Annotated in this window: 18 protein-coding genes and 1 pseudogene; 6 read left to right on the top strand and 13 right to left on the bottom strand. The window is 58.7% G+C overall.

Annotated elements, in window-relative coordinates; all coding sequences use genetic code 11:
- The first annotated feature begins 216 nt into the window (after nucleotides 1–216).
- Both EF096_RS02255 and EF096_RS02250 read left to right on the top strand, forming a co-directional pair.
- Nucleotides 217–732 carry a phage integrase N-terminal SAM-like domain-containing protein gene (locus EF096_RS02255; RefSeq protein ID WP_123887969.1) on the top strand — a complete coding sequence of 172 codons (516 nt, stop codon included), beginning with the start codon at nucleotides 217–219 and terminating at the stop codon, nucleotides 730–732.
- Nucleotides 733–1,112: 380 nt separating this feature from the next.
- Nucleotides 1,113–2,180 carry a threonine aldolase family protein gene (locus EF096_RS02250; RefSeq protein ID WP_123887968.1) on the top strand — a complete coding sequence of 356 codons (1,068 nt, stop codon included), beginning with the start codon at nucleotides 1,113–1,115 and terminating at the stop codon, nucleotides 2,178–2,180.
- A 124-nt stretch (nucleotides 2,181–2,304) separates the two neighbouring features.
- Here the strand turns inward: EF096_RS02250 and EF096_RS02245 are convergent, their stop codons facing one another.
- From EF096_RS02245 to EF096_RS02225, 6 genes are all read right to left on the bottom strand, one after another.
- Entirely contained in the window at nucleotides 2,305–3,318 is a 1,014-nt protein-coding gene (locus EF096_RS02245) for a CNNM domain-containing protein (protein WP_123887967.1), read from the bottom strand.
- Nucleotides 3,315–3,764, bottom strand: coding sequence for a transporter associated domain-containing protein (locus EF096_RS20525; RefSeq protein WP_235869601.1), 450 nt, complete (start codon nucleotides 3,762–3,764; stop codon nucleotides 3,315–3,317). Before EF096_RS20525 ends, EF096_RS02245 begins: the two co-directional genes overlap by 4 nt.
- Entirely contained in the window at nucleotides 3,694–4,677 is a 984-nt protein-coding gene (locus tag EF096_RS02240) for a hemolysin family protein (protein ID WP_235869600.1), read from the bottom strand. Before EF096_RS02240 ends, EF096_RS20525 begins: the two co-directional genes overlap by 71 nt.
- A gap of 325 nt (nucleotides 4,678–5,002) precedes the next feature.
- Complete coding sequence (locus EF096_RS02235; RefSeq protein ID WP_158611226.1) at nucleotides 5,003–5,152, bottom strand: DUF1949 domain-containing protein; 150 nt, start codon at nucleotides 5,150–5,152, stop codon at nucleotides 5,003–5,005.
- 87 nt (nucleotides 5,153–5,239) lie between these two features.
- On the bottom strand, nucleotides 5,240–6,688 hold the full coding sequence (locus tag EF096_RS02230) for a spinster family MFS transporter (protein ID WP_123887965.1): 1,449 nt from the start codon (nucleotides 6,686–6,688) through the stop codon (nucleotides 5,240–5,242).
- 431 nt (nucleotides 6,689–7,119) lie between these two features.
- Complete coding sequence (locus EF096_RS02225; RefSeq protein ID WP_123887964.1) at nucleotides 7,120–7,719, bottom strand: IMPACT family protein; 600 nt, start codon at nucleotides 7,717–7,719, stop codon at nucleotides 7,120–7,122.
- Between the two features lie 344 nt (nucleotides 7,720–8,063).
- On the opposite strand from EF096_RS02225, the gene EF096_RS02220 reads away from it, so the two are divergent.
- Nucleotides 8,064–9,062, top strand: coding sequence for a GlxA family transcriptional regulator (locus EF096_RS02220; protein ID WP_123887963.1), 999 nt, complete (start codon nucleotides 8,064–8,066; stop codon nucleotides 9,060–9,062).
- 125 nt (nucleotides 9,063–9,187) lie between these two features.
- Complete coding sequence (locus EF096_RS02215; RefSeq protein WP_123887962.1) at nucleotides 9,188–9,739, top strand: cysteine hydrolase family protein; 552 nt, start codon at nucleotides 9,188–9,190, stop codon at nucleotides 9,737–9,739.
- A 113-nt stretch (nucleotides 9,740–9,852) separates the two neighbouring features.
- Here EF096_RS02215 and EF096_RS02210 read toward each other — a convergent pair whose 3' ends face one another.
- The 3 genes from EF096_RS02210 to EF096_RS02200 all read right to left on the bottom strand — a co-directional run bounded on the left by EF096_RS02210 (nucleotide 9,853) and on the right by EF096_RS02200 (nucleotide 14,381).
- Nucleotides 9,853–11,652 (bottom strand): acyl-CoA dehydrogenase, encoded by a 1,800-nt coding sequence (locus EF096_RS02210; protein ID WP_123887961.1) that lies wholly within the window; start codon nucleotides 11,650–11,652, stop codon nucleotides 9,853–9,855.
- A gap of 156 nt (nucleotides 11,653–11,808) precedes the next feature.
- Complete coding sequence (locus tag EF096_RS02205; RefSeq protein WP_123887960.1) at nucleotides 11,809–12,993, bottom strand: acetyl-CoA C-acyltransferase; 1,185 nt, start codon at nucleotides 12,991–12,993, stop codon at nucleotides 11,809–11,811.
- A gap of 53 nt (nucleotides 12,994–13,046) precedes the next feature.
- A complete protein-coding gene (locus tag EF096_RS02200) occupies nucleotides 13,047–14,381 on the bottom strand; it encodes a spinster family MFS transporter (RefSeq protein WP_123887959.1) in 1,335 nt (444 codons plus the stop codon).
- A gap of 233 nt (nucleotides 14,382–14,614) precedes the next feature.
- Between EF096_RS02200 and EF096_RS02195 the strand changes: the two genes are divergently transcribed.
- The gene (locus EF096_RS02195; protein ID WP_123887958.1) at nucleotides 14,615–15,712 is read left to right on the top strand and encodes an FAD-dependent oxidoreductase; all 1,098 of its coding nucleotides are present in this window, start codon (nucleotides 14,615–14,617) and stop codon (nucleotides 15,710–15,712) included.
- Nucleotides 15,713–16,359: 647 nt separating this feature from the next.
- Nucleotides 16,360–16,830, top strand: a pseudogene (locus tag EF096_RS20850) (methyl-accepting chemotaxis protein); the annotation flags it as partial.
- 28 nt (nucleotides 16,831–16,858) lie between these two features.
- Here EF096_RS20850 and EF096_RS02185 read toward each other — a convergent pair.
- From EF096_RS02185 to smc, 4 genes are all read right to left on the bottom strand, one after another.
- A complete protein-coding gene (locus tag EF096_RS02185) occupies nucleotides 16,859–17,878 on the bottom strand; it encodes a tRNA dihydrouridine synthase (RefSeq protein ID WP_123887956.1) in 1,020 nt (339 codons plus the stop codon).
- Nucleotides 17,875–20,247 carry an NAD-dependent DNA ligase LigA gene (gene ligA, locus EF096_RS02180; RefSeq protein ID WP_123887955.1) on the bottom strand — a complete coding sequence of 791 codons (2,373 nt, stop codon included), beginning with the start codon at nucleotides 20,245–20,247 and terminating at the stop codon, nucleotides 17,875–17,877. The genes EF096_RS02185 and ligA overlap by 4 nt, the downstream gene beginning before the upstream one ends.
- A gap of 266 nt (nucleotides 20,248–20,513) precedes the next feature.
- Nucleotides 20,514–21,356: a cell division protein ZipA gene (zipA, locus tag EF096_RS02175; RefSeq protein WP_123887954.1), complete on the bottom strand. Its 843-nt coding sequence runs from the start codon at nucleotides 21,354–21,356 to the stop codon at nucleotides 20,514–20,516.
- Nucleotides 21,357–21,442: 86 nt separating this feature from the next.
- Complete coding sequence (gene smc, locus EF096_RS02170; protein WP_123887953.1) at nucleotides 21,443–24,937, bottom strand: chromosome segregation protein SMC; 3,495 nt, start codon at nucleotides 24,935–24,937, stop codon at nucleotides 21,443–21,445.
- Nucleotides 24,938–25,005 lie beyond the last annotated feature (68 nt).

Raw genomic sequence — 25,005 nt, 5'->3', positions numbered from 1 at the left:
GGACCGACGGCTTTATGATTGCATATTCGTGACTTCTTCATAACAACACCTCGGCCGGTCGATTAAATACGTAAATTTTCTTTTAAAACAGACAGTTACCTTCTCGCCACTGCGTGCTGCCTGTATTCGCTTGACTTCCTCTTTTTGTGCAACCAATCGTACTGGACAAACGTATAGTATGGATGTGATACGGATACCACAGCAGCCAAGCCACGCCTGCGAGAACAGTTTCGTAACGTCATCAGGGTGAATCACTACAGTATTCGGACGGAGAAGACCTACTGGTGTTGGATGCGCTATTTCCCGCGCTACCACCGGATGCGTCACGCTCTGGAGAGAGGGCCAGCGGAAGTTAGCGAGTTTCTTACCTGGCTGGCCGTTAGGCGGCATGTAGCGGCTGCCACGCAGAATAGGACGCTCAACGCTCTGGTGTTTCTTTACGGTAAGGTGCTTGATCGGCCGCTGGGCGATATCGGTGACACGGTGCGGACTAAGCGCTATGCACGTATCCCCACTGTGCTGACACGCAGTGAAGCAACCCCGCTCATCGCGCTGCTGCCCGAGCCTCACAAGCTGCTTGCTTCGCTGATGTACGGCTCGGGGCCGCTGCGCCTCGGCAGTGATACTCGCACGGTGAAGACCCTGCTTAGGCATGCCGATGTGCGTACTACGCAGATTTATACCCATATCCTTGGTAATACCTTTGCCGTAGTGCAAAGTCCGCTCGGCTGAGCCTTGGCTGCGCCGAGCTATCCATTTGTGCTTCAAGACTATTCTAGGGTGCGATGTGCTGTCTACCCCCCGCATACCGCAACGCCAAGTGTGGTCCGAGGTCTTGTTTATGCCACTGTCGCTTGACCGATCAAGGTGCAGATTAGTCTTCACTCCACTCATCCTGGAGCCGGGAGCAAGGAGCAAATGGGGAGCAAATGGGGTCAGATGAACGTTATTCCTTAGCAGGCATACCCACCCGCACGCGCACCGCCCGCCCGAGGCTGACGTCGAACTCGGCAAACAGGTTATGGGCTAGAAGGACCGCCTCACAGCCAAGCGTCTGGGTGGCTATATGTTAACCTCGCCCCTATCCTTCCCCCACCATAGAGATAGTCTCCATGAATTTCGCAAGCGACAATCAATCTGGCGTGTCTCCCGCCGTACTCCAAGGGATTGTCGAGGCTTCTAAGGGGGTGGCGGGTTCTTACTCCAATGACCAATGGACGCAAGCTGCGGTTGCGCAGCTGTCTGCGATTTTCGAGAAACCGGTACAGGCGTTTTTCGTCGCGACCGGGACGGCGTCTAATTGCCTGGCGTTGTCCGCGCTGGTGCAGCCGTGGCATTCCATTCTCTGCCATTCACAGGCGCATATCGCGGTTGATGAGCTGAGTGCGCCTGAGCTTTTTACCGGCGGTGCTCGTCTGGTGTTGATGGGTGACGATGGCGATAAGTTGACGGCGCAATGCCTAAGCGACACGCTGCAGTCCTTGCCCAAAGACCGCCCCCACAACCAGATACCCGGCGCGCTCAGTATCACGCAGTGTACTGAAAGTGGGCTGGTGTATAGCGTTGAGGAAGTGCGCGCTCTGACGGAGGTCGCGCATGCGGCTGACATGCGTGTGCACATGGATGGCGCTCGCTTCAGCAATGCGCTGGCAACGTTGAATTGCACACCCGCTGACATTACCTGGAAGGCCGGTGTCGATGTGCTCTGTCTGGGTGCCTCGAAGAACGGTGCCTTGGCGTTGGAAGCGGTTATCTTTTTTGACGAGGCGCTGGCAAAAGACTTCGATCTGCGTCGCAAGCGCGCAGGGCACCTGGTGTCGAAGGGTCGCCTGTTTGGTGCGCAAATGTGCGCCTGGCTCAAGGACGATCACTGGCTCACGCTGGCCCGGCACGCCAATGAGATTGCTCTGGCGCTTGAGCAATGCCTGCAGCCCTACCCCGCGATCCAGATCGCCTGGCCGGTTCAGGCCAACGAGCTGTTCGCTGTCATTCCCGTAGCGCTGTTCGAGCACCTCAAGGCACAAGGCGTCCGCCTGAATGACTGGCTTCCAAACAGCGTGCCACAGGCGCTGGATATCAAGGCCGATCATCTGGCAGTGCGGTTCGTCACGTCATTTGAATCAGAGCTGGCAGAAGTACAACAGCTCCAGGAGGTGCTGGCAGCGTACTTCGCTTCCTGATTACTTGGGTGGCGGCGCCCAGCACACCGGGTGCACCGGGCGCAATGCGTTCACCCGCGCTTGAGCTGCGGAGCGCCCGGCTATGGGTTGGTTAGACGCAGGCGACGAAGCGGGTCTGCGGCCATTAAGTGCTGGAAGGCACAGGCAGTACCCGTTTCAGAATGTCGGCCAGGGTTACCACACCAAGCAGACGATTCTCCCTAACGATCAAAGCAAGCTGAACGCTCGATGTTCGCATGCGCGCCAGTGCGTCATAGACGGGGGTTTTTGCGTCGAGCACAAATGCTGTCCGGGCGAGCTCGTGCGCCGGACGAGTTTCCGGCTCAAGCAAGGTGTCGCGCACATGAACCACGGACGGCTGGATGCCCGCACCCAACACTAGAATACGCAAGTGCCCGGTCTGCATGGCTGTCGCGCGAACATCTGCCACCGTCGCATCCCGCTCAACGTAAACCGGCGCCTCGCCTTTAACCAGCAGGGCTTCAACGGCCAGCGTGCCTAGGTCGATCAAGCCTGAGAGTTGCTGCTGCATCTGCGGCATCAGCGTACCGACCTTTGCCGAATGCTCAACCAATTGACGGATGGTCGCGATATCCTGGCCGCCAACTGCAGCACTTTCTACGGGTTCGACACCCGAGGCCTTGACCAGGCGGTTGGCGATTCGGTTGACCCCACTCAGCAACAAACGCAAGGGCCAGATATAAATGCGTGAGACGACGCCAATCGCCAGGGCCGATTTTTCCGGGTGTGCAATAGCCCAGGACTTGGGCGCCATTTCACCGGCTACTAGGTGCAGGAATGTCACTAGAAACAGCGCAAGGCCAAAGGCTGTGCCAGCCGCGGCCCAATCGGGCAAGCCCCAGGCGATAAATACCGGGCCGAGCCAAACGTCGACCGCAGGCTTGGTCACCGCACCCAAAGCAAAGGTACATAGTGTTATACCCAGCTGAGCGCCGGCAAGCATCAGTGTCAGATCATTCATACCACGCAACGCGGCTCGAGCCGAAAGGCTGTTAACGGCCAGCTCTTCAAGACGATGCCGGCGAGCGCCGAGCAACGCGAACTCGATGATCACAAATAAGGCGCTGAGGGCGATAAGGACGATAGTCGCTATCGTGACGAAAAAGGGATCATTCATCGCTCTTCCTCCGCCATGGGGAACTGGACCAGTCGCACGCGAACTTCAACGGGGATATGTCTTTCAATACGCAACACGTCAACTTCGAGTCGATACATCGTGGGTTCGTCGGCAACCAGCTCGGCAGGGTCGACCGGCAGGTCAATGCTGATAGTGTCGCCTTGCTCTGGCAGCGCGCCAAGCTCTGCGATGACCATGCCAGCAACGGTCTCCACATCAACGCGTGGCAGGTCATGCCCAATAATGCGCCTAACCTCGTCCAGGTGGACGTCGCCTTCCATGGTCCATGTGTCGTTACCCTCCGCTACGATAGCATAGCCCGCTTCAGCATCATGCTCGTCGGTGATCTCGCCGACAATTTCCATGGCAAGGTCTTCAATCGTCAACACCCCAGCGAAACCGCCGTATTCGTCGATCACGCAGGCCAACTGATTGGTTGTTTGCACCAACTGGTCCAGTGCATCTGGCAGCAGCATGAGCGTCGGCAGCACCTTGGGACGCAACGGTCTCGTGTCCGCACCCCGAGTCGAGATGCGCCAATACGTCAGCAAGATGCACCACACCCACTGGCGCATCATCGTCATCAATCACCGGGTAGCGGGTGTGCGCACGCGCCATCAAACCACGCAGTTCTTGCAGCGTTGTTTCTGGCTCGACCCAGTCAACCTGTGAACGAGGCACCATCGCGTGTTCCACGTTACGCTGCGGAAAGTCGAGGATGCGATCCAGCATGAATGAAAGCTCACGGGGCAAATCCCCGCTGTCGCGCGAGTCAGCAATGATGTGCGGCAGATCGGTAGCCGAAGCACTGACGTCGAGGTCATGAATCGGCTCGATACGCAGCAACCTCAAGAGCAGGTTGGCAGACTTGTCGAAGAAGCTGATCAACCAGCCGAAGGCTGACATATAAAAGAGCGTGGAGCGGGCCAGGCCCAGCGACAGCGGCTCAGGATTGGCGATGGCGAGATTCTTCGGGTACAGCTCACCCACGATCATCTGGATGATCGTCGCCGCGACCAGAGTCAAGCCGGTTGCGACAGCCACCCTGGATTCAGCTGGAATACCGGTTACTGAGAGTAACGCGCCTAGCGATTCGCCAACGAGCGGCTGAGCAACATAACCCACGAGCAGGCCGGTGACAGTAATGCCAAGCTGCGCGCCCGATAGCATGAAGCTCGTACGCTTCGTGACCGCCAGTGCGCGCTTTGCCGATGCGTTACCCCCGGCAGCCAATGCGGCGAGCCGGGTGCGGTCAACCGCCATGTAGGCAAACTCTTGCGCCACAAAATAGCCATTTACCGCGATGATAGTGAGGACGACCAGAATACCAAATATAAGGCTAATGACAGGTTCGATCATTTGACTGCCACTCGCGATACAGAAAGGGCGAAGCGGCTGGGTGCTGCGGGGCTGGGGTCCACTAAGGAGTCCATGTTGATAACGGACTGTCAGAATATAGCCGAGTGCCCCGTGCCGTCCAGCCAGATAACTTTTACCATTTGTGACTGCCAGCGCTAATCAGCAGGTGATGAATAAACGGGACACATCAAGACCAGGGTCAGATCAACATTAATGCCTCTGGTCCACCTGGTTACTCTGCTCTAAGTGACTAACCACGGCCAAACGCCCTGCCCGCTGCCCCCCTGGCTCAGCGCACTGGAGAATCGACCAGTTCACATCCAGGCTATCCCCGCGTGATAGACAAAAGCAGTTCCTGCAACGCCTCAACTGCGGTGGCGGACATACTCACTTGCAAGCGCACCGCCTGACCGTGGCTGACGTCGAGCAGCTCGCTACCGAGCTCGGCGATCAGGTCACGTAATCTGGAGTGCAATGATGCTCCCCCAATTACTCTTTATAAGCGCAAAAAAAGAGGGCGCAATGCGCCCTCTGGGTAGTCACTTATGGCGTGATCGGTTTTTTAAACCTGTCTGTCCACCATATCCTTGCCCAGCCGGCGCCAGGTAAAAAAGAAGCACAGAGCGCTGGCAATGTAGAGGCAGGCCATTATAACCATGGAGGTTTGCAGGCTTTGCGCGTAGACCTGGCCACAGACTTCCTGCAGATTCTCGTTCAACTGACCAACCACCGCGGGGTGACATTGGTTGCGCGCCAGTTCGCCAGCAGCGACCCCGAGCTCGGCGATACCGGACTTGAAGAAGATGTCGGAGACTGCGCCAATGAACAGCGGGCCAAAGCCGTAGCCAACCAGGTTGACGAGCAGCAGCATCACTGCCGTAGCCATGGCGCGCACACGCCCGCTGACCACACCCTGGCCGATAGTGTACTGAGCGGCTAGATAGCCGTATTTAACGAAGCCGCCCATGATCAGGCCGATGGCCGCGTAAAGCAGATTGTCGGTAGTGAAGGCAAAGATATAAAAGGGAACCGACAGTGCCAGACCCAGAGCCGGTACCCAGGCGATGGCGCCCGGGTGCTTCTTGTAAATCCTGGTCGCTAGCCAACCGGTGGCGAAGGTGCCAATGGCCGCGGAGAGGGCTACCGGTGTATTGATCCAGATCGCTGCCTGACCCGCGGTGATTTCGTAGGTACGCACCAGAAAGAGTGACTGAAACGAAGAAATGCCGTAACCACAGAACGCAGCAATGGTTGCGCCAGCGGTCATCAGCCAGAATGCAGGCTTGCCCATCAACTCATGGATAGCCTCGCCCAGGCTGGCTCGCTCTTTTACCTCGGCTTGCCGCGGATCGGTGTAGCCGCGTGGCGGCTCCTTGACTGTGAATTTGAAAACAAGGGCGACCAGCAAGCCTGGCAAACCGACGACGAAAAAGGCCGTGCGCCAGTCGAACATGTCGGTAACCCAGCCACCGATCAGGTTGGCCACCATGGTGCCGAGTGTAACGCCCATGGCGTAGAAACCCAGCGCCTGGGATCTTTCACGCGGAATGAAATAATCCGCGATCAGGGAGTTGGCCGGCGGCGTACAGCCCGCCTCGCCGATACCCACACCGACGCGACACATCAGCAAAATCCAGAACGCGCCGATAGTCATGGAGCCGATGGTGACTTCCGTCGCAAGGCCACAAGCTGCGGTCATCAGCGACCAGAGGGCCACACAGATTGTCATGATCCACACGCGATGGGCGACATCGGCAAAGCGCGCTAGCGGAATACCCACGGCGGTATAGAGCAAGGCGAAACCGAAGCCAGTGAGAAGCCCAAATTGCGTGTCGGTAATACCAAGGTCCGGCACCAGATCGGGGCCGACGACCGCTAGCAAAGCGCGGTCAACGAAATTCAGGATGTAAATGAGGGTCAGTGCGAAGAGTACATAATTGCGGTACGCCTTGGACCCGTAGCCGACCAAATGGCCTTGGGTTCCCCCTTCTCCGCCAACGATGGCTCCCATGGATAACTCCCTTCTGAGTACATTGTTATTAGTAGACGCGGATTGAAATCACGCGCTGATATTATTCGCTCACGAGCTGGACCAGCATATCGACATAGTTGAGCCGGTGTCGCACAGAATTGTTGTCTCTTTGTGACAGCTCACCTCACCACAACGCCTGCCATAACAGCGCACCAGCCGAAAGCCCTGGCCCGCGAGCCAAACAGCCATACTGGTGACCTGGCGCCAATCCATGAAGCAAATAGCAAGGTATCATCAGAGCGGCGCACCGCTGACGCTCAGCCGAGAGCAGTACGCGGACGATTCAGGCGTCCGCTTCTGGCCGAAGCAGCCGCCTCACACCATCCACAAAAAAGCCGGACCAACCGCCCGGCTTTCACCTAATGCCCCTACCCTGCGTGCAGCTACCCCCTATTGGCCAAACCGCTGGCTCAGTCGTCTGAGGACACTACGACCTCCCACCCAAGCTCGCCCCGCGTGATCGACAAGAGCTGCGCCTGCAGCGCGTCAGCTGCGGTAACGGGCAGGCTTATTTGCATGCGCACCGCCTGCCCGTGGCTTACATCGAGCAGTTCACCGCCAAGCTCGGCGATCAGGTTGCGGGCGACGCCTTCGTGGGCGTAGGCCAGTTCGCAGCAGAGTGTTTGGGTGGGGATGTGTTCGATTTTTTCGGCTTGCAATAGTGCCTGCGCGACAGCGTCGGTATAGGCACGCACCAAACCACCGGCACCCAGTTTGACGCCGCCGAAGTAGCGCACCACGGTGGCCAGCACGCCGTCCAGCTGTTGGTGACGCAGTACCTCCAGCATGGGGCGGCCTGCGGTGCCCGAGGGCTCTCCGTCGTCTACTGCGGCGCTATGACCGCCAGCCAACAGCGCCCAGCACACATGGTTGCAACCTGGATGCTGCGCGCGCAGTTCGTTCACGCGCGACTGGGCGGCGGCGCGATCGGCGATGGGCTCGACGCAGGCAAGAAAGCGACTTTTGCGGATTTCCAGCGTATGGGTGACGGGGTGAGCAAGACTGTACATAGCGCAAGGATAACCCGGCGGCAGCGGTGCATACAGGGCTACTTTTCTAGAAGATAACAGCCAAATCGGCATTATAAATCTGAAAATAGCGCCAGCGGGTTGTGCTAGGCAACTTAGTACCAATTGCGATTTGTCAGATAGGTCTTTATTGACAGCTTGCGGGCATGACCAAGGTAGCCTCTATGGAACTGCGGTAACGCGTGATGCCGGCAAGGCCTAGTTTACTAAGCCATTTCAGCACCAGAAAAAGTGCACAATGGCAGCCTTATCGCACGCAACCGCCAGCGTTGCAGCGATAAAACGGTGAATGCTGGCAGACATGAACAAAGGGGCTTTGGGTCTATATGCAAACAACACAGGCTGTCGAGATCGGGCTGGTGCTTTATCCGGGCGCGCAGCTAGCGGCGGTGCTGGGGTTGACCGACTTGTTTACGGTCGCGAACCGTGAGGCGTTATCGCACCTGCAGCAGTCCGAGCCGCCGCTGCGGATAACCCACTGGCAGCAGAGCGAGGCTAGCGCCCTACCGGTGCGCGTCTTTGATAGCGGTTCAGACTCAGCTGCTCACTCTGTGCTGTCCGCACTGATCCTGCCACCTACGCTTAACGAGCCGATTAGCGCGGAAGAAACGCTTGTGCTCACCGGCTGGCTGCGTGAGCGGCATGCCGATGGCGTTGCCTTGGCATCGGTCTGCGCGGGTGCGTTCCCACTGGCGGCGACCGGGCTGCTGACAGGCCGCAAGATGACAACCCACTGGGCCTACGCCGAGCTGTTGCAGCAGCGCTATCCCGACGTGCTGGTGGATGTGGACCAACTCATCATCGACGATGGCGACGTGATTACGGCAGGTGGCCTCATGTCCTGGACCGATCTGGGCCTCAGGCTGGTAGATCGGTTGCTGGGGCCAACGGTCATGATTGAGACGGCGCGTACGCTGCTGGTCGACCCACCCGGCCGCGAGCAGCGCTACTACAGCCTGTTTTCCCCTCGCCTGACCCACGGCGACGCGGCGATACTCAAGGTACAGCATTGGCTGCAAGCCACTCAGGCCAAGGAGGTGGCATTGCCTGTTCTGGCTACGCAAGCGGGGCTGGAAGAGCGCACCCTGTTGCGCCGCTTTCAGAAGGCCACCGGCATGACCACGACCGAGTACTGCCAGCGGCTGCGCGTGGGTCGGGCACAGGAGCTGCTGCAGTTCGAGAAAGCGTCCGTGGAGCGCGTGGCGTGGGAGGTTGGCTATGGTGACGCGGGTGCCTTTCGCAAGGTGTTCACGCGTATCGTCGGCTTATCGCCCAGCGAGTATCGCCGCCGGTTCAGTAGCAGTGCACGAGTGAGTCAGGCGTAAGTGACGACACCAGGTGAGGTAAGCACCAGTGTCGTTATTAACACCTGAAATGTCTTTACCGCCACTTATCAGCCAGCTGTTAAAGGCCGACCATGACGGCTATCCATCACCAGAGGTATTACGTCATGAAAAAAACCGGTTTGATTGTCATCGATCTGCAAAACGACTATCTGCCTGACGGCAAGCTGCCGCTGTCGGGCATCGAGGCAGCCACCGCCAACGCCGCCAAAGTGATCGCTGATGCCAGAGCCAAGGGCGTTACCGTATTTCACGTACGCCATGAATCACTCAGCAGCGATGCCCCGCTGTTCGCAGCTGACTCCTCAGGCGCGCAAATCCAAACGCGCGTGGCGCCCATTGAGGGTGAGCCAGTTATCGTCAAGCGGCACATTAACGCCTTCCGCGAAACCGATCTCAAGCAGCAGTTGGACCAACATGGCATTGACGACATTGTGGTAATCGGCGCGATGAGCCACATGTGCGTCGATGCCTGCGTGCGTGCTGCCGTTGACATGGGGTACCCAGTCACGGTGCTGCACGACGCCTGCGCCACCCTGGATCTGGAGTTCAACGGGATCACTACGCCTGCGGCCCAAGTGCATGCTGCCATGATGGCCGCCTTCGAGTTTGGCTATTGCGACGTGATCTCGACGCAGGCCTACTTGGCGGCGGAGTGAGCAGCTAGCCGAAGCCGGGCCATCCTGCCAACGAGCTGCCAATCCATAGCCAACTCACGCTACCCATAAAAAACCGGGCCCAAGGCCCGGTTTTTTATGTCACACCAACCGAATCAGAAGCAATCCAGCGGCATATCCAGCGTGGTGCGGTCTGCACTGCGCAGCACTTCTGCCAGCGCCAAGGGCTTGGGCAGCTCGTAACGCAGGAAGTACTCGCAGGTGTTGAGCTTGCCCTGATAGAACGCGGGCTGACGTGCGCCGCCTTCTTGCAGGCCTTTGAGTGCAGCTTGCGCCTGGCGCAGCCAGAGCCAGCCGACCACCACGTGACCAAAGCATTCCAGATACAGATAGGCGTTAGCCAGGGCGCGGTTGGGGTCGGTTTTCTTGATGACTTGCAAGGCGCTGGTCGTTTCTTCCAGCGTGGCCAGGGCGTTGCTTAGCAGCTCGGCGCTAGTCTTTAGTTCATCTCTGCCGCGGGTGGCTTCGAGGGTGGCGCGAATGCGCTGCAGCAGTGCCTGGTAGTGTTGCCCACCAGCCATGCTCACTTTGCGGCCCAACAGGTCCTGGCCCTGAATACCGTGCGTACCTTCGTGAATCGGATTGAGGCGGTTATCGCGGTAGAACTGCTCCACCGGGTACTCGCGGGTGTAGCCGTAGCCGCCGTGTACCTGAATCGCCAGGCTGTTAGCTTCCAGGCAGAACTGCGACGGCCAGGATTTGACGATCGGCGTGAGCAGGTCAAGTAAGCCAGCGGCGGCTTCGCGTGCTTCTGCCGTAGGCGCGTGCTTCTTCTCGTCCACCAGGGTGGCAGAGAACAGACAAAGCGACAGGCCACCTTCCACAAAGGCTTTCTGCGCCAGCAGCATGCGGCGTACGTCGGCGTGCTGAATCAGCGGAATCATCGGGGTGGCCGGATCACGCTCAGTCATCGAGCGACCCTGGGTGCGGTCGCGGGCATAATCCAGCGCATGCAGGTAACCAGTGTAGCCCAGCATGACCGAACCCAGGCCAACGCCGATGCGCGCCTCGTTCATCATATGGAACATACCGGCCAGGCCGTTGTGTGGCTCACCGACCAGATAACCAACCGCCCCGCCCTTCTCACCAAAGTTGAGCATGGTAGAGGTAGTGCCGCGATAGCCCATCTTGTGAATCAGGCCAGCCAGGATGACATCGTTACGCTCGCCCAGACTGCCGTCTTCGTTGACCAGGAATTTAGGCACGATAAACAGCGAGATGCCCTTGGCACCGGGCGGCGCGTCGGGCAGCTTGGCCAGTACCAGATGGATGATGTTTTCGCTCAGCTCGTGATCACCGGCAGAGATAAAGATCTTGTTGCCGCTGATACGGTAGCTGCCGTCATCCTGCGGTACGGCGCGCGATTTGATATCGCCCAGCGAGGACCCTGCATGCGGCTCGGTGAGGCACATGGTGCCGAAGAAGCGGCCAGCCATCATCGGCTCGGCAAAGCGCTGCTTCTGCTCGTCGGTGCCGTGGGCCATGATCAGGTTGCTGGCGGCGATGGTCAGACCGGCATACGCCTGAGTGCTGACGTTGGCGCCCTTGATCAGGCCGATACAGGTCTGCGCGACCACTGCCGGCAATTGCATGCCGCCGCGTTCGTAATCCTGCGAGGCGGCCATCAGGCCGGTTTCGCGCAGTACCTTGAGGGCTTCGGCTACTTCCGGACGCATGACCACCTTGCCGTTTTCAAAGCGTGGCTCGTCTTCATCGCAGGCGTGGTTGTGCGGGGCAAAGGTTTCGCTGGCGACTTTCAGGGCCAGCTCGATAGCGGCATCAAAGGTATCGCGGCTATGGTCTTCATAGCGAGGAAACTGGCTAAAACGTTCGATATCCAGCAGTTCGTAAAGTAGAAACGCCAGGTCGTCGGTGTTGATGATCTTCTGGGACAAGGAAAAATTCCTCCGGAATTTTTAGCGGCAAGCCATAAGCGGCAAGCGCCAAGTAAAACCTTAAAAGCAAAACCCGAGCGAGGCCCGGGTTTGCTTCTAGCTTCTAGCTTCTAGCTTCTAGCTTGCAGCTTGCGGCTTGCGGCTTATAGCTGCGGTTTAAACGATCTCGAATAGACCGGCAGCACCCTGGCCGCCACCGATGCACATGGTCACGACCACGTACTTGACGCCACGGCGTTTGCCTTCGATCAGCGCATGGCCAACCAGACGTGAACCCGTTACGCCATAAGGGTGGCCGATAGAGATGGAACCACCGTTAACGTTCAGGTTTTCCATCGGAATGCCCAGACGCTCGGCGCAGTAGACAACCTGTGAAGCAAAGGCTTCGTTCAGTTCCCACAGACCGATGTCGTCCATTTTCAGGCCGTTACGCTCCAGCAGACGCGGAATCGCGAAGACCGGGCCAATGCCCATTTCGTCAGGCTCGCAACCGGCAACTGCAAAGCCACGGAAGATACCCATCGGCTTGATGTTCAGTTGCTCAGCAACCTTGCTGTTCATCACGGTGCAAACAGACGCGCCGTCGGACAGTTGACTGGCGTTACCGGCCGTTACAAAGTTGCCGGGACCGCGCACTGGCTGCAGGCTTGAGAGGGCTTCCAGCGTGGTGCTCGGACGGTTGCACTCGTCTTTAACCAGTTTGACTTCCTTATCGGTAATCTCGCCAGTTTCCTTGTTCTGCACCTTCATGATGGTGTTGTAGGCGACGATCTCATCGTCAAACTTGCCGGCTTCCTGGGCTGCTGCGGTGCGCTGCTGGCTCAGTAATGCGTATTCGTCCTGCGATGCACGGCTGACGTTGTAACGCTGGCCCACGATGTCGGCGGTTTCGATCATCGACATGTACAGCTCAGGCTTGTTCTTCATGAGCCATTCGTTGGTGCCATGGAACATGTTCAGCTTGTCGTTCTGGCACAGGCTGATGGACTCAACGCCACCGGCAACAATGGCCGGGATCTTTTCGCTGATAACCCGCTGCGACGCAATGGCGATGGACTGCAGGCCTGAGCTGCAGAAGCGGTTGATCGACATACCTGCGGTGGTGACCGGCAGACCGCCACGGATGGCCGCCAGACGGGCCATGTTTTTGCCCTGTGCGCCCTCATGGAAGGTGGCGCCCAGGATCACGTCTTCAACCAGCGAAGGATCGATACCGGCGCGCTTGACCGCGTGCTCGATAACGTAGCCAGCCATGTCGACACTGTGCGTGTTGTTCAGCGCACCGCGATAGGATTTGCCCAGAGCCGTGCGGGCCGTGGATACGATAACTGCGTCAGTCATGTTGTTGCTCCTGTTGAAATAGATAAATCAGCTGGCTACTCCGAGACAGATACTCAACCAGGCTGGCCTTGCTTTGTACTCCAGCTTTCCAGCGTGTCTCGCGCTTCTCGATAAGGCTTGAGCCCCATCCAGAGCAGGATGATCGCGCCTAGGGTAATCACGCTGGCAACAATGAAGATGGAATAACGGATTGCCATGTCGTCCATGAAGACATAGTCGGTCACCAGGGCGACGGCGGTCGGTCCAATCCCCAAACCAATCAAAGTGATGGTAAACAGATAGATCGCCGAGGCTTGCCCGCGCATGGCGTTGGGCATGACTTCCTGGATAGCGGCCGGTGCTACGCCAAACGGCATGGCAACAGTAAACACGTTGAAGAACATGATAGCCCACAACAGCGGCATGTTATCGACCAGGAAGACTACGTTGCACGCCAACGTCAGCACCGCAGCCAGCAGGCCAACCCGCATATTGGCGTCGCGGTAGCCGCGACGGGCCATATAGTCCGCCAGGCGCCCGCCAAAGACGATACCGGTAGACCCGGCAACCATCACCAGGCTGCCGTAGTAAATGCCCACTTCGCCCGGGGTAAGGCCGTGGGTGCGAATGAAGAAGGTCGGAATCCAGGCCGAGGCGCCGTAGGAAGCAAACGACAGACAGGCGAAACCGAAGTTGTGGCACAGCACCGCCTTGCGAATGGTTAGCAGGTAGGCGCCCACCTCTTTCAGCGGCACGGCCACACCGGCGCCTACGCCCTTACGGGTAGGTTCTTTGATCGCCAACAGCACCAGGCAGAACATCAGGCCGACGGCGCCCAGCACCAGGAAGATCAACTGCCAGGGGCGCACGACGCCAAACACCGGCAGCTCCATCGCGCCCTGCGCGTTGGCCCAGGTCACCACGATGCCACCGAGCAAAAAGGCCATGCCGGCACCGAGGTAAATACCCATGGCGTACACGCTGATGGCCGTAGCGCGGCGGTCAGCCGGGAAGCTATCGGCAATCAGCGAATAGGCGGCTGGCGACAAGGCCGCTTCACCCGCACCGACGCCAATACGGCAAAGGATGAAGTGCCAGTACTGCTGCGCCAGACCGCAGGCAGCGGTCATCAGACTCCAGAAGGCCACGCCCCAGGCAATCAGCCCGCGGCGGCTCTTGCTGTCGGCGATGCGGCCCAAGGGGATACCGGCAATGGTATAGAAAATGGCAAACGACAGGCCCATCAGCAGGCTCATCTGGGTATCGTTGATGCCTAGGTCGGCGCGGATTGGGCCAACCAGCAGATTGAGGATCTGGCGGTCAACAAAGGAAAGAACATAGGCCACCAACAGGATACCAACGGTACACCAGGCGCGGACGGTTGTCGGATAACGAATCTGGTCGTTCACTCTACGCTCCCTTTTTGTTTGTATTTGGAGTTATCAGTTTGCAGACTATCAGGTTCGCACAGCGAAAGTCGATTTCGAAATACGCGCATTAGTAAGCACAATGCGTACTTATCAATGGGGGCTATGTGCGTAACAAAGTGCTATCAGCGTAGCCGGTGAAATGCAGGCCGACGACCCCATCCGACCAGCTGTGCACACTTCCCCTTGCCGCCCACAGCAGCTAGTCTTCAGGCATGCAAAAAAACACACCTAACGCTCCGCTGGTATTGGTTGGTGCGGGCCATGCTCATCTGGTAACCCTGCGCCAATGGGCAACCAAGGGCTTCAGTGCACCTGCCGGTAGCCTGCTGATCAATCCCGATCCGCATGCCTGGTACTCAGGCATGATGCCCGGACTGATTGCTGGTCGCTTTCAGCCTGAGCAGTGCCGCATCCCCCTAGCTTCGCTCTGCGCGGCCAGCGGCCTTGAGCTTGTCTGCGCTGCCGTCAGCTCGATTACGGCAGACAATAGCGCGCTTGAATTGGCCGACGGGCAGCGCATCGCGTTCGACACGCTGTCACTCAATAGCGGTGCTAAAGCACCGGTGCTCTTCGAGCATGACCAGAGTCTGGCACTAATCGGTGCCAAGCCCTTCCCGCACTTTATCCGCCAGTGGCAGCAATGGTTAACCACCCCACCCCGCCAACTCGCCATCGTTGGTGCTGGCGCTGCTGGCTTTGAGTTAGCTATGGCCTTACGCATAAGCCTGCCCGGCACACAAATCGACCTATTCAGCAGCGGTACACTGCTGGCTAGTCATCCGCCGAGGCTGGCGCGACTGGCCAGCAACCGGCTAAGAAAAGCGCAAATCACACTCCACGAGCACAGCCCAATTGATCGCATCACCAGCGGACAGCTTTATGTTAAGCAGCAACCGGTACTGCAACCGCAAGCCGTAATTCTGGCCACAGGCACCGCCGCGCCGGATTGGCAGCAACACAGCGGACTCAACTGTGATACCGAGGGCTTTATCCGTATCGACTCACACCTGCGAAGCCTCGACCACGACAACATTTTTGCCAGCGGTGATTGCGCCAGCCTGCCGCAAACGCCCCACTCTGGCGTCTATGCTGTAAGGCAAGGCTCGGTTTTGGCCGACAACCTCATTGCTCACCTGCAGGGCAGCCCACTGGGCAGCTTTCAACCGCAGAGCAAAGCGCTGGCTCTGCTGTCTTGCGCCGACGGCCGTGCACTACTGAGTTATGGCCCATTGGCGAGCGAAGGCAAACTGGCGGGACGCTTTAAAGATTGGCTGGACCTACGCTTCATGCAGCAACAGCGACTGACGTAAGGACAGCTTGATTGAATTGCACCGCAGGCAATGGCCTAATGACTGCCAACACGCCTGTGTTAACAACAATAATGAGCAGTAGCGGTACCTAACGGACTATAACAATGCAAACAGGATTCATCGGCAAGGTCGCCCTGGCCATCATTCAGGCTGGCATGCTCGCCTGGCTTTTCTACAGTCACGGCGGCGATGCGGTAGCCCCTGCACTGGTACTCTGCATTATTCCCTGGCTAGGCCTGCCCTGGCGCTATCCACCAGCGGATCAGCCAATGGCAAAGGATAACCTGGCAGCCACAGAGGCGATCAGGCAGCAAGGCCTGGCCGACGCAGAACAGAACCAGCAGCATGCAGATCGTCTCGAGATCCTCGCGCACAACGCCAAACAACTGGCTCTCAGCCTCACTGCGCCGTGCAGTGAACTGGAGCAACTTCACAATCAACAGGCATCAGCCCTGCAAAGCCAGGGTGCAGCGCAGCAGTTGCATGCCGATACCACCGAGTCTGTCAGCCAGGTGCGCAGTGCAAACGCGCTCAACCGACAAACGCTGAGTGAGTGCGTCATACTGAGCCAGAGTCTGACACTGCATAGCGACAACAGCCTGCAATTGCTTGCTCAACTGCAGGAGCAAAGCGCGCGAATCAGTCAGGTAACCCAGGTGATTGATAGCATTGCCAGCCAGACCAACTTGCTTGCGCTGAATGCCGCCATTGAAGCCGCGCGTGCCGGGGAAAGCGGTCGTGGCTTCGCGGTGGTCGCCGACGAGGTTCGCGCATTGGCCACCCGCACCACCAAGGCCACCGCAGAGGTGGGCGAGATTATCGAACAGATGAATCTGCAGACGGGCAAAGTGGATACCGAGATCAACTCACTCGGTAACCAGGTACAAAAAACCAACCAGCTAATCGAACAAGCCAGTGCGCAGGCAGAGAAAACCGAGCAGTTGAGCGATACCGCGCTGCAGCAATTAACGCAGGTTGAGCAGCCCCACGCGGAACCTGGCCATGCGCAGCTAGCCGAGCAGCTGGCGCAACTGCAGAACGAACTACAGCAAGGCCAGCACAGCCTGGAGCAACTCAGCTTTGAGATGGGCCAATTGAGTTCAGAGCTTCAAGCCTGATTGCCGGATGGCTAGCGGGCCACTGGCCTCAGGCGCAGCTCTGCACTATTGGCTTTTGCTCGCTCAGTGCCAACAGTGTTTGCGCTTGGTCTGCGCCTGCAGCCAGCGCATCCAGACAACGACTGATCGATTCTGCATTCGTCTCACGGCGCAGCGCATCAAATAGCGGCTTGGCTTCGGCATAGGTCAATCCCAGCATGGATAACCACTGTTTCAGCCTGCCCGGTGCATGCCGATCCACTACCCGCTCGCGGGTCTGCTGAAAGAAATCGGCAATCCAGGGCAAGAGGCTGGGCCAAGGCGCCATAGCCGTATCAGCACAATCGGCTTGCCGAATCTGCCGGGCCAGATCAGGCCGCCGCACCAGCCCGCGGCCAATCATCACCCGTTCGCAGCCACTAATGTCGCGAATCTGGCGATAGTCCTCGGGCGTCCAGACATCACCATTGGCGATCACCGGCACGCTGACCGACTCACGGATACGCGCCAACCACTCCCAGTGCGCTGGCGGTTTATAACCTTCAACCTTGGTCCGCGCATGCACCGTGATTTCAGCCGCGCCACCTGCCTCCAGCGCGGCAGCACACTCCAGCGTCAATCCGGTATCGCTATAACCCAAGCGCATTTTTGCAGTAACCGGAACAGACGCGGGCGTAGCCGCTCTGACACTGGCTACAATCTGTTGCAGTAGCTCGGGTTCGCGCAGCAGGCTGGCACCACCGCGGTGTCGGTTCACGGTCTTGGCCGGGCAGCCAAAATTCAGATCAATCGCTGGCGCTCCCAGACTCGCCAGCAGCGCTGCGTTCTCACCCAGCCAGTGAGCATCCGAGCCAAGCAACTGTGGCCGTACCGGCACCCCGGCACGGGTTTTCCAGCCATGATCCATTTCCGGCACTATGCGCTGCAGTGTGCCGTGGTTAAGCAGCCCGGTCGTCACGCGGATGAACTCGCTGACACACCAGTCGATCCCGCCAATGCGGGTAAGAATATCGCGCATCGGCGGATCAACCAGGCCTTCCATCGGCGCCAGTACAATAATCTCACTCATGGCTGAATGCCGTGTTCAGCCAGCAGACTCAGCAACCCTGCTTCATCCAGCACAGCCACACCCAACTGCTCGGCCTTGGCCAGCTTGCTGCCAGCGCCCGGCCCGGCGACCACGCACTGGGTTTTGGCCGATACACTGCCAGCCACCTTGGCGCCCAGACTTTCCAGGTGCACCTTGGCAACATCACGTGGCATAGCCTCCAGGGTGCCGGTCAGCACCCAGGTCTGGCCTGCCAGCGGCAAACTGTCTGTCTCGGCGCGCGCCGACTCCCAGTGCATGCCGAAGTCACGCAACTGCTGCTCAACGGCAAGCGCCTGTGCACGCGCCTGATCATCCTGCGCAAAGGCCCGCAGCTCCTTGATGGCTTTATCGTTCAACCGCTCGACCTGCTTGAGATCGAGCCAGTCGGCAGCAAATATCGCTGCAAGACTGCCAAAGCGCGCAGCTAGTCGCTCGGCACCGGTCTTGGCAATATGCGGGATATCCAGGCGCGCCAGAAACTCGGCGAGCGACACACTGGCCGCGAACTCCGCGCCCAGCTCGCCTGTTTCCTTGGGCGTTACACCACGTGCCAGCAATTGATCGATGACCTGCTGGTTATGCTCGTCGGCAAAGAAATTATGGATCTCGTAAGCCACTTCGGCGCCCACATCCGGCAGGTACACCAATACCTGTGGTAATGCCTGGCGAATGCGCTCTAGCGAGCCCAGCGCACGTGCCAGCAACTTGGCGGTCTCTTCACCCACATCAGGAATGCCCAGCGCGTAGATGAAGCGCGCCAGTGCAGGTGCACGGCTATCGGCAATGGCCGCCAACAGGTTACGGCTGGACAGCTCGGCAAAGCCGTCCAGTGCCAATACCTGCTCAAAAGTCAGTTGAAACAGATCCGCAGGTGATGCGACCAAGCCGGTATCCACCAACTGTTCGACGCTCTTTTCGCCCAAGCCGTCGATGTCCATCGCTTTGCGCGAGACAAAATGAATGATGGACTGCTTCAGTTGTGCCTGACAGGTCAAGCGGCCAACACAGCGATAGACCGCACCGTCCGAGATGGTTTCCCGCCCCTTGCCACGTTTGACCAATTGGGTGCGTTCGACCGCAGAACCGCATATCGGGCATTCGCTAGGCACGTCAACCGGGCGGGCATCCGCCGGACGACGCTCGCTCACCACCTGCATGACCTGCGGAATAACATCGCCGGCGCGACGGATGATCACGGTATCGCCGATCATCACACCCAGGCGGGCCACCTCATCCATATTGTGCAAGGTTGCGTTGGAGACGGTCACACCCGCGACCTGAACCGGTTTCAGCCGCGCTACCGGCGTAATGGCCCCGGTGCGCCCGACCTGAAACTCGACATCCAATAACTCGGTTAACTCCTCGGAGGCAGGAAACTTGTGGGCAATGGCCCAACGCGGCTCACGCGCCCGAAAGCCCAGCTCACGCTGGTAGTCCAACCGATTAACCTTGAACACCACCCCATCAATCTCGTATTCCAGAGCAGCCCGTCGCTCACCAATATCACGGTAATAGGCCAGACAACCGGCGACGCCCTGTACCTGCTTGAGCTCGCGGCTAATGGTCAGGCCCCACTCCTTGAATGCCTGCAGAATGCTTACCTGAGTCGCTGGCAGCTCGCCCTCGACCCGGCCAAAACCATAGCAGCAGAACTCCAACGGACGACTGGCAGTGATGGCGGGATCAAGCTGACGCAAGCTGCCAGCCGCGGCGTTACGCGGATTGGCGAAGGTTTTGCTGTCGTTAGCGCGCGCGGCCTCATTCAGCGCCTCAAAGCCCGCCTTACTGATGAACACCTCACCACGCACTTCCAATACCGCTGGCCAACCCTCGCCGCGCAGCTTCAGCGGCACATTGCGAATGGTGCGCACGTTGCTGGAGATATCCTCACCGGTACTGCCATCACCGCGTGTTGCGCCCCGTACCAGCAACCCGTTTTCATAAAGCAAACTGACTGCCAGGCCGTCCAGCTTGGGCTCGCAGCAGTACTCAACCTCGGCACCGTCACCGAAGAGGTCGCCAGCAGGCAGATCCAATCCCTCGCGCACCCGGCGATCAAAGTCGTACATGTCCTGCTCGGCAAAGGCGTTACCCAGACTAAGCATGGGTACTTCATGCTGTACCTCACCAAAGCCACCCGCCGGCGCCCCACCCACCCGCTGAGTGGGTGAGTCAGGCGTAACCAGGTCGGGATGCTCCGCCTCAATACGCTTGAGTTCGTTGAACAGGCGGTCGTACTCAGCATCCGGTATGGCCGGTTCATCCAGCACGTAGTAATTATGGTTGTGCTGGGCAATCTCGTCGCGCAACGCAATAGCGCGTTCGGCGGGCGTGGTGTGCTGAGTCATGGGTAACCGAAGTGATGGGAAACAGGCTGTTGATTGTAACCAAGCCAGCCGCAGGCGGCGAGTGCTGCCGCAGCAGCAGCTGCTGCGGAGCGGCAAGCCTCAAGCTTTAAGCGGCAAGCTAAACCAAAAGCAGCAACCGCTCCCAACCGGCGGGGTTTGCTTCTAGCTTCTAGCTTGTGGCTTGTGGCTTGTGGCTTGTGGCTTGTGGCTTGTGGCTTGTGGCTTGTGGCTTGTGGCTGGAAGGCGCACGCCTTCCAGCACTGTTTTTAACGCCGCTGGCTGTAGTGCCGCCGCTCAAACTCGGCAATACGCTGACGGTAGTGCTCGATAGTTTGTGCGGTCAGCACGCTACGCTGCTCGTCTTTCAAATCGCCGCCCAGCTCATGAGAAAGCTTGCGGGCAGCGGCGATCATTAAATCCAGCGCCTGCTTGGGATGTCGTGGACCGGGCAAGCCCATGAAGAAACTAACCGCACGGACATGTCCCTGATCCATTTCATCCAGATCAAATACACCCGGCTTCAAGGCATTGGCCATGGAGAACAGCACGTCACCGTTGCCACTCATGCTCTCGTGACGGTGGAAAATATTCATATCGCCAAAGCGCAGGCCACTTTCCAGAATGCTCTGGTGTAGCGCTGAACCGACAAAACCCTGCTCATCACGGGCAACAACATTGATCACCAGCACTTCTTCAACCGGAGGCAAGTCTTGCCCGGCCTTGGCCTTCGGCTCTGGTTGCCGCGGCTTGCCCGGCTTACCCGCTGCAGGCCCGCGAGAGGCAACAGGGTCAACCAGTATCGGCGGTTCTTCCAGATCCAGGCCGCCCTGCTGCGGCTCACGCCAATCAGCGTCGGCCTGCGAGTCAGTCACGTCGTCCAGAGAAGAACCAAAGGACGGTTCCTCGCGCTCAGGTCTGCCACCGATAACCCTTGGTGGGCCCAGCAATTCATCACTTCCTGCTGCTTCTTCCGGCAAGTCGTTGAGGTTGCGCTCCAACTTGAAGCGAATGCGCGAACGCCCGCCCATACGACGCCAACCGTCGAACAGAATGCCGGCGATGACAAGAAGGCCAAAAATGAAAAGCCACTCACGCAAACCGAAATCCATGAATACCCGTTCCTGTTCTTACAATTCTGTGTGGGGCCAAGGCCCGCCTGATATCTGGCCGGATGCTAGCATGCCAGCTCTAAACTTTACACTGCCGCCAGTGCTGCGGCCTCTTCTACGTCTACTGTGACCAGTCTTGAGCAACCCGGTTCATGCATAGTTACTCCCATTAACTGATCTGCCATCTCCATCGCAATTTTGTTATGCGTAATGTAAATGAACTGCACCCGTGACGACATCTCCTTGACCATACGCGCGTAACGCCCCACGTTGGCATCATCCAGCGGTGCATCCACCTCATCCAGCATGCAGAATGGCGCGGGATTAAGCTGAAAGATAGAAAATACCAGCGCAATCGCGGTCAGCGCTTTTTCACCACCGGACAAAAGATGAATAGTACTGTTCTTTTTACCGGGTGGGCGCGCCATGATGGTCACGCCGGTGTCCAGCAGATCATCGCCGGTTAGTTCAAGGTAGGCATTGCCGCCACCAAAGACTTTGGGGAAGAGTGCCTGCAGCCCATGATTGACCTTATCGAAGGTTTCTTTAAAGCGCGCACGGGTTTCCCGGTCAATTTTGCGAATGACCTGCTCCAGTGTATTGAGCGCCTCTTCGAGGTCCGCGTTCTGCGCATCCAGATACCGCTTGCGCTCTGATTGCTGCTCGTATTCTTCGATCGCCGCCAGGTTGATCGCGCCCAAACGCTGAATACGCGCATCCAGCTGGGTCAACTGCTGCTCCCAGTCGGCCTCGGTCGCCCCTTCCGGCAAGGTCTCAATAACGCCGTTGAGATCGTAACCCGACTCCAGCAATTGCTCCTGCAATCCCTGACGACGGGTCTGCAGATCGCGGGCGTTGAGGCGCTGCTCGTCCAGTTGTTCACGCAGAACCTGAGCCTGCTGCTCGGCCTGCACGCGGCGCGTTTCCTGTGCCCGCATTTGCTGGTCGACTGTCTCCAGCTCTTGCCGCGCAGCAGTCAGCTGATGCTCGACATCAACCCGCTGCTCCAGCAAGGTTTCCAGCTCAATGCGTTGATCGTCTTCCGGTGCCTGGCTCTCTTCCAGCGTCATGCGCAACTGCTCACGGCGCTCGCCCAGTCGCTCGGCCTGCATCTGTTGCCGCTCCAGGCCCTGCGCCGTGCTGTTCTGCTGCGCCTTGAGCGACTGTACCCGCAAGGCCATTTGATGTGACCGGTCTTTCTGCTGACGGCCCTGCTGCCGTGCCTGATCCAGCGCTTCACGCGCCTGATCGCGCTGGCGCAGCAGCTCTTCGCGCTGGCCGGTGTCCTGCTCCATACTGTCGAGGGCGGCTTGCAGAGTCAGCCGCGCTTCACCAATCTGCTCCAGCTCATCGCTGCGCTGCTGCTTGATGTCCTGCAGATCGTCGCCAATGCGTTGCCGCCGCGCCGTAATCTGCTCCAGCCGTACCTGCTTTGCCGACCACTGTGCTTTTAGATCACCTTGCTGACGACCCAAGCTGGAGATTGCCTGCTGCAGCCCTTCACGTTTGAGTTCAAGTCCGCGAATCCGCTCACGCAGGTCACCCAGGCGTTGTTGACTGCTCTCCAGTGCCAGTTCCTGTTCAGCGAGCAGCGCCTGCAGTTGCTCCATCTCCTGTTGCCGAGCCAGTACGCCTGACTCGCTGGCCTCACCGCGCCGATATCGTAACCAGTTGGGACCAAGCCAATGACCTTGCGGGGTAATCAGCGACTCATGCGCTGCGAGCTGGTCGCGTTGCGTCAGGGCATCTATCAGGTGTTCGACCGGACGGATACTGCCGAGCCAGGGACTGAGATCGATCGCGGATTCAACCTTGTCGAGCAGACTACCGGGGGAGCTGCGGCCCGCATTGCGCGCATCCAGCAAGCGCAGATTACCCTGTTCGAAGTCAGCCAGTGCCTCGGTCAGGTTGGCAACGTCGTCCAGACAGACCGCTTGCAGGTCATCGGCCAGCACAGTCTCCACCGCCAATTCCCAACCGCTGGCAACCTGAATCTGCTCGGCGAGCTGACGACCGCCCGCCAGACCCTGCGCCGCCAGCCAGTCACCAACCTCGGTACCCTGATCCAACGCGGCTTGCTGCAAGGCCTCCAATGACGCCAGGCGACCGCTGCCGCGCTGCATTTCGCCACGTCGAATATCCTGTTCCTGCTGCAGCGCGTTAAGGTTGTCGCGCTCGTGTTGCAGCGTTTCACCCACCTCTGCCAAGGCCAGCTGATCACCCTCACCGCGCATTTCCAGTTCGGCCAATTGCTCGCCCAGCTCAGCCAGCTCGTCATCCAGTGGCCCCGCGTTCAAGCTACCGCGCTCTTCTTCCAGGCGCTGAATACGCTCGCCCAGGCGCTCAATGGATTGCTCCATGTGCCGGATACGCGACTGCTCGACTTCGGCTTGTTGGCGCGGTACCGCTGCCTGCTGATTGAACTGCTCCCACGCCTGCTGCCAGCTTTGCATGCTCTCTTCGGCTGCCTGCAGTTGCATGGCGGTGTCTTCATCGGCAGCACCCGCCAGTTCCAGCTCGGGCTCCAGCTCGCTCAGTTCGTTTTGCAGGTCGGCCAATAGCGCCTGGTCCTGAGTCAGGTGGCTCTGCGCTTCCTGCCAGGCATTCTCGGTCTGCTCGATATCGTCATGCAGCTGCCGCTGACGATCACGGTTGAATTGCAGCACCTGCTCGATACGGCTGATATCCGCACCCAGACTATAGAAGCGGGCCTGCACCTGATTAAAGCGCTCGTTCAGATCGCTGTGCTGGTCGCGGTGTTTTTCGATTTCGCTGTCAGCGTTACGCTGCTCGGCAATCAGGGCTTCGAGCGCGACCTCAAGATCACGCACCCGATGTTCGCGCTCACCAGTCTGCGCGTTCAGCCCCTGCCAACGCAGTGCCTGCAGCTGCGCCTTGAGCTGTCGCTCTTCAGTTTTGTATTCCTTATACTTCTCCGCGGCCTGCGCCTGTCGATGCAAGTGCGAAAGCTGGCGTTCGAGTTCTTCGCGCAGATCGGTCAGACGGGACAGATTCTCGTGGGTACGGCGAATGCGGTTTTCGGTTTCCCGGCGGCGCTCCTTGTACTTGGAGATACCTGCGGCCTCTTCGATAAACAGACGCAACTCATCGGGCTTGGCCTCGATCAACTTGGAGATCATGCCCTGTTCGATGATCGAGTAACTGCGCGGGCCCAGGCCCGTGCCCATAAAGATGTCGGTTATATCGCGGCGGCGGCACTTGGTACCGTTGAGAAAGTACTGATTCTGCGCCTCGCGGGTTACCCGGCGACGAATGGATATCTCGTTGTAGCCAGCGTATTCACCACGCAAGGTGCCATCGCTATTATCAAATACCAGTTCAATCGAGGCTTGGCCTACCGGCTTGCGCGTGTTGGAGCCATTGAAAATGACATCGGTCATGGACTCGCCACGCAGATTTTTGGCTGAGCTTTCACCCATCACCCAGCGCACCGCGTCGATAATATTGGATTTGCCGCAGCCGTTCGGCCCCACCACCGCTCCCATGTTGGTCGGGAAGTAAACGGTGGTAGGGTCAACAAAGGATTTGAAGCCTGCCAGCTTGATGCATTTCAATCGCATGGGTGAGGCATGTCCTTGCTCGACTCAGCGGCTGTCTCGGCCAAAAACCGCCGCAGACAGAATAAACG

This window comes from Pseudomonas neustonica (assembly GCF_003797945.1).
GTDB classification, from domain to species: Bacteria; Pseudomonadota; Gammaproteobacteria; order Pseudomonadales; family Pseudomonadaceae; genus Halopseudomonas; species Halopseudomonas neustonica.
The sequence above is the reverse complement of the archived record's forward strand: the minus strand, read 5'-3'. Positions and strand labels throughout refer to the sequence as shown.

What these genes read in the sequence shown, in the direction of transcription:
- EF096_RS02250 (WP_123887968.1), top strand. Translation starts at nt 1,113, where the DNA reads ATGAATTTCGCAAGCGACAATCAATCTGGCGTGTCTCCCGCCGTACTC.
- EF096_RS02245 (WP_123887967.1), bottom strand. Translation starts at nt 3,318, where the DNA reads ATGAATGATCCCTTTTTCGTCACGATAGCGACTATCGTCCTTATCGCC.
- EF096_RS02240 (WP_235869600.1), bottom strand. Translation starts at nt 4,677, where the DNA reads ATGATCGAACCTGTCATTAGCCTTATATTTGGTATTCTGGTCGTCCTC.
- EF096_RS02230 (WP_123887965.1), bottom strand. Translation starts at nt 6,688, where the DNA reads ATGGGAGCCATCGTTGGCGGAGAAGGGGGAACCCAAGGCCATTTGGTC.
- EF096_RS02225 (WP_123887964.1), bottom strand. Translation starts at nt 7,719, where the DNA reads ATGTACAGTCTTGCTCACCCCGTCACCCATACGCTGGAAATCCGCAAA.
- EF096_RS02220 (WP_123887963.1), top strand. Translation starts at nt 8,064, where the DNA reads ATGCAAACAACACAGGCTGTCGAGATCGGGCTGGTGCTTTATCCGGGC.
- EF096_RS02215 (WP_123887962.1), top strand. Translation starts at nt 9,188, where the DNA reads ATGAAAAAAACCGGTTTGATTGTCATCGATCTGCAAAACGACTATCTG.
- EF096_RS02205 (WP_123887960.1), bottom strand. Translation starts at nt 12,993, where the DNA reads ATGACTGACGCAGTTATCGTATCCACGGCCCGCACGGCTCTGGGCAAA.
- EF096_RS02195 (WP_123887958.1), top strand. Translation starts at nt 14,615, where the DNA reads ATGCAAAAAAACACACCTAACGCTCCGCTGGTATTGGTTGGTGCGGGC.
- EF096_RS02185 (WP_123887956.1), bottom strand. Translation starts at nt 17,878, where the DNA reads ATGAGTGAGATTATTGTACTGGCGCCGATGGAAGGCCTGGTTGATCCG.
- ligA (WP_123887955.1), bottom strand. Translation starts at nt 20,247, where the DNA reads ATGACTCAGCACACCACGCCCGCCGAACGCGCTATTGCGTTGCGCGAC.
- zipA (WP_123887954.1), bottom strand. Translation starts at nt 21,356, where the DNA reads ATGGATTTCGGTTTGCGTGAGTGGCTTTTCATTTTTGGCCTTCTTGTC.
- smc (WP_123887953.1), bottom strand. Translation starts at nt 24,937, where the DNA reads ATGCGATTGAAATGCATCAAGCTGGCAGGCTTCAAATCCTTTGTTGAC.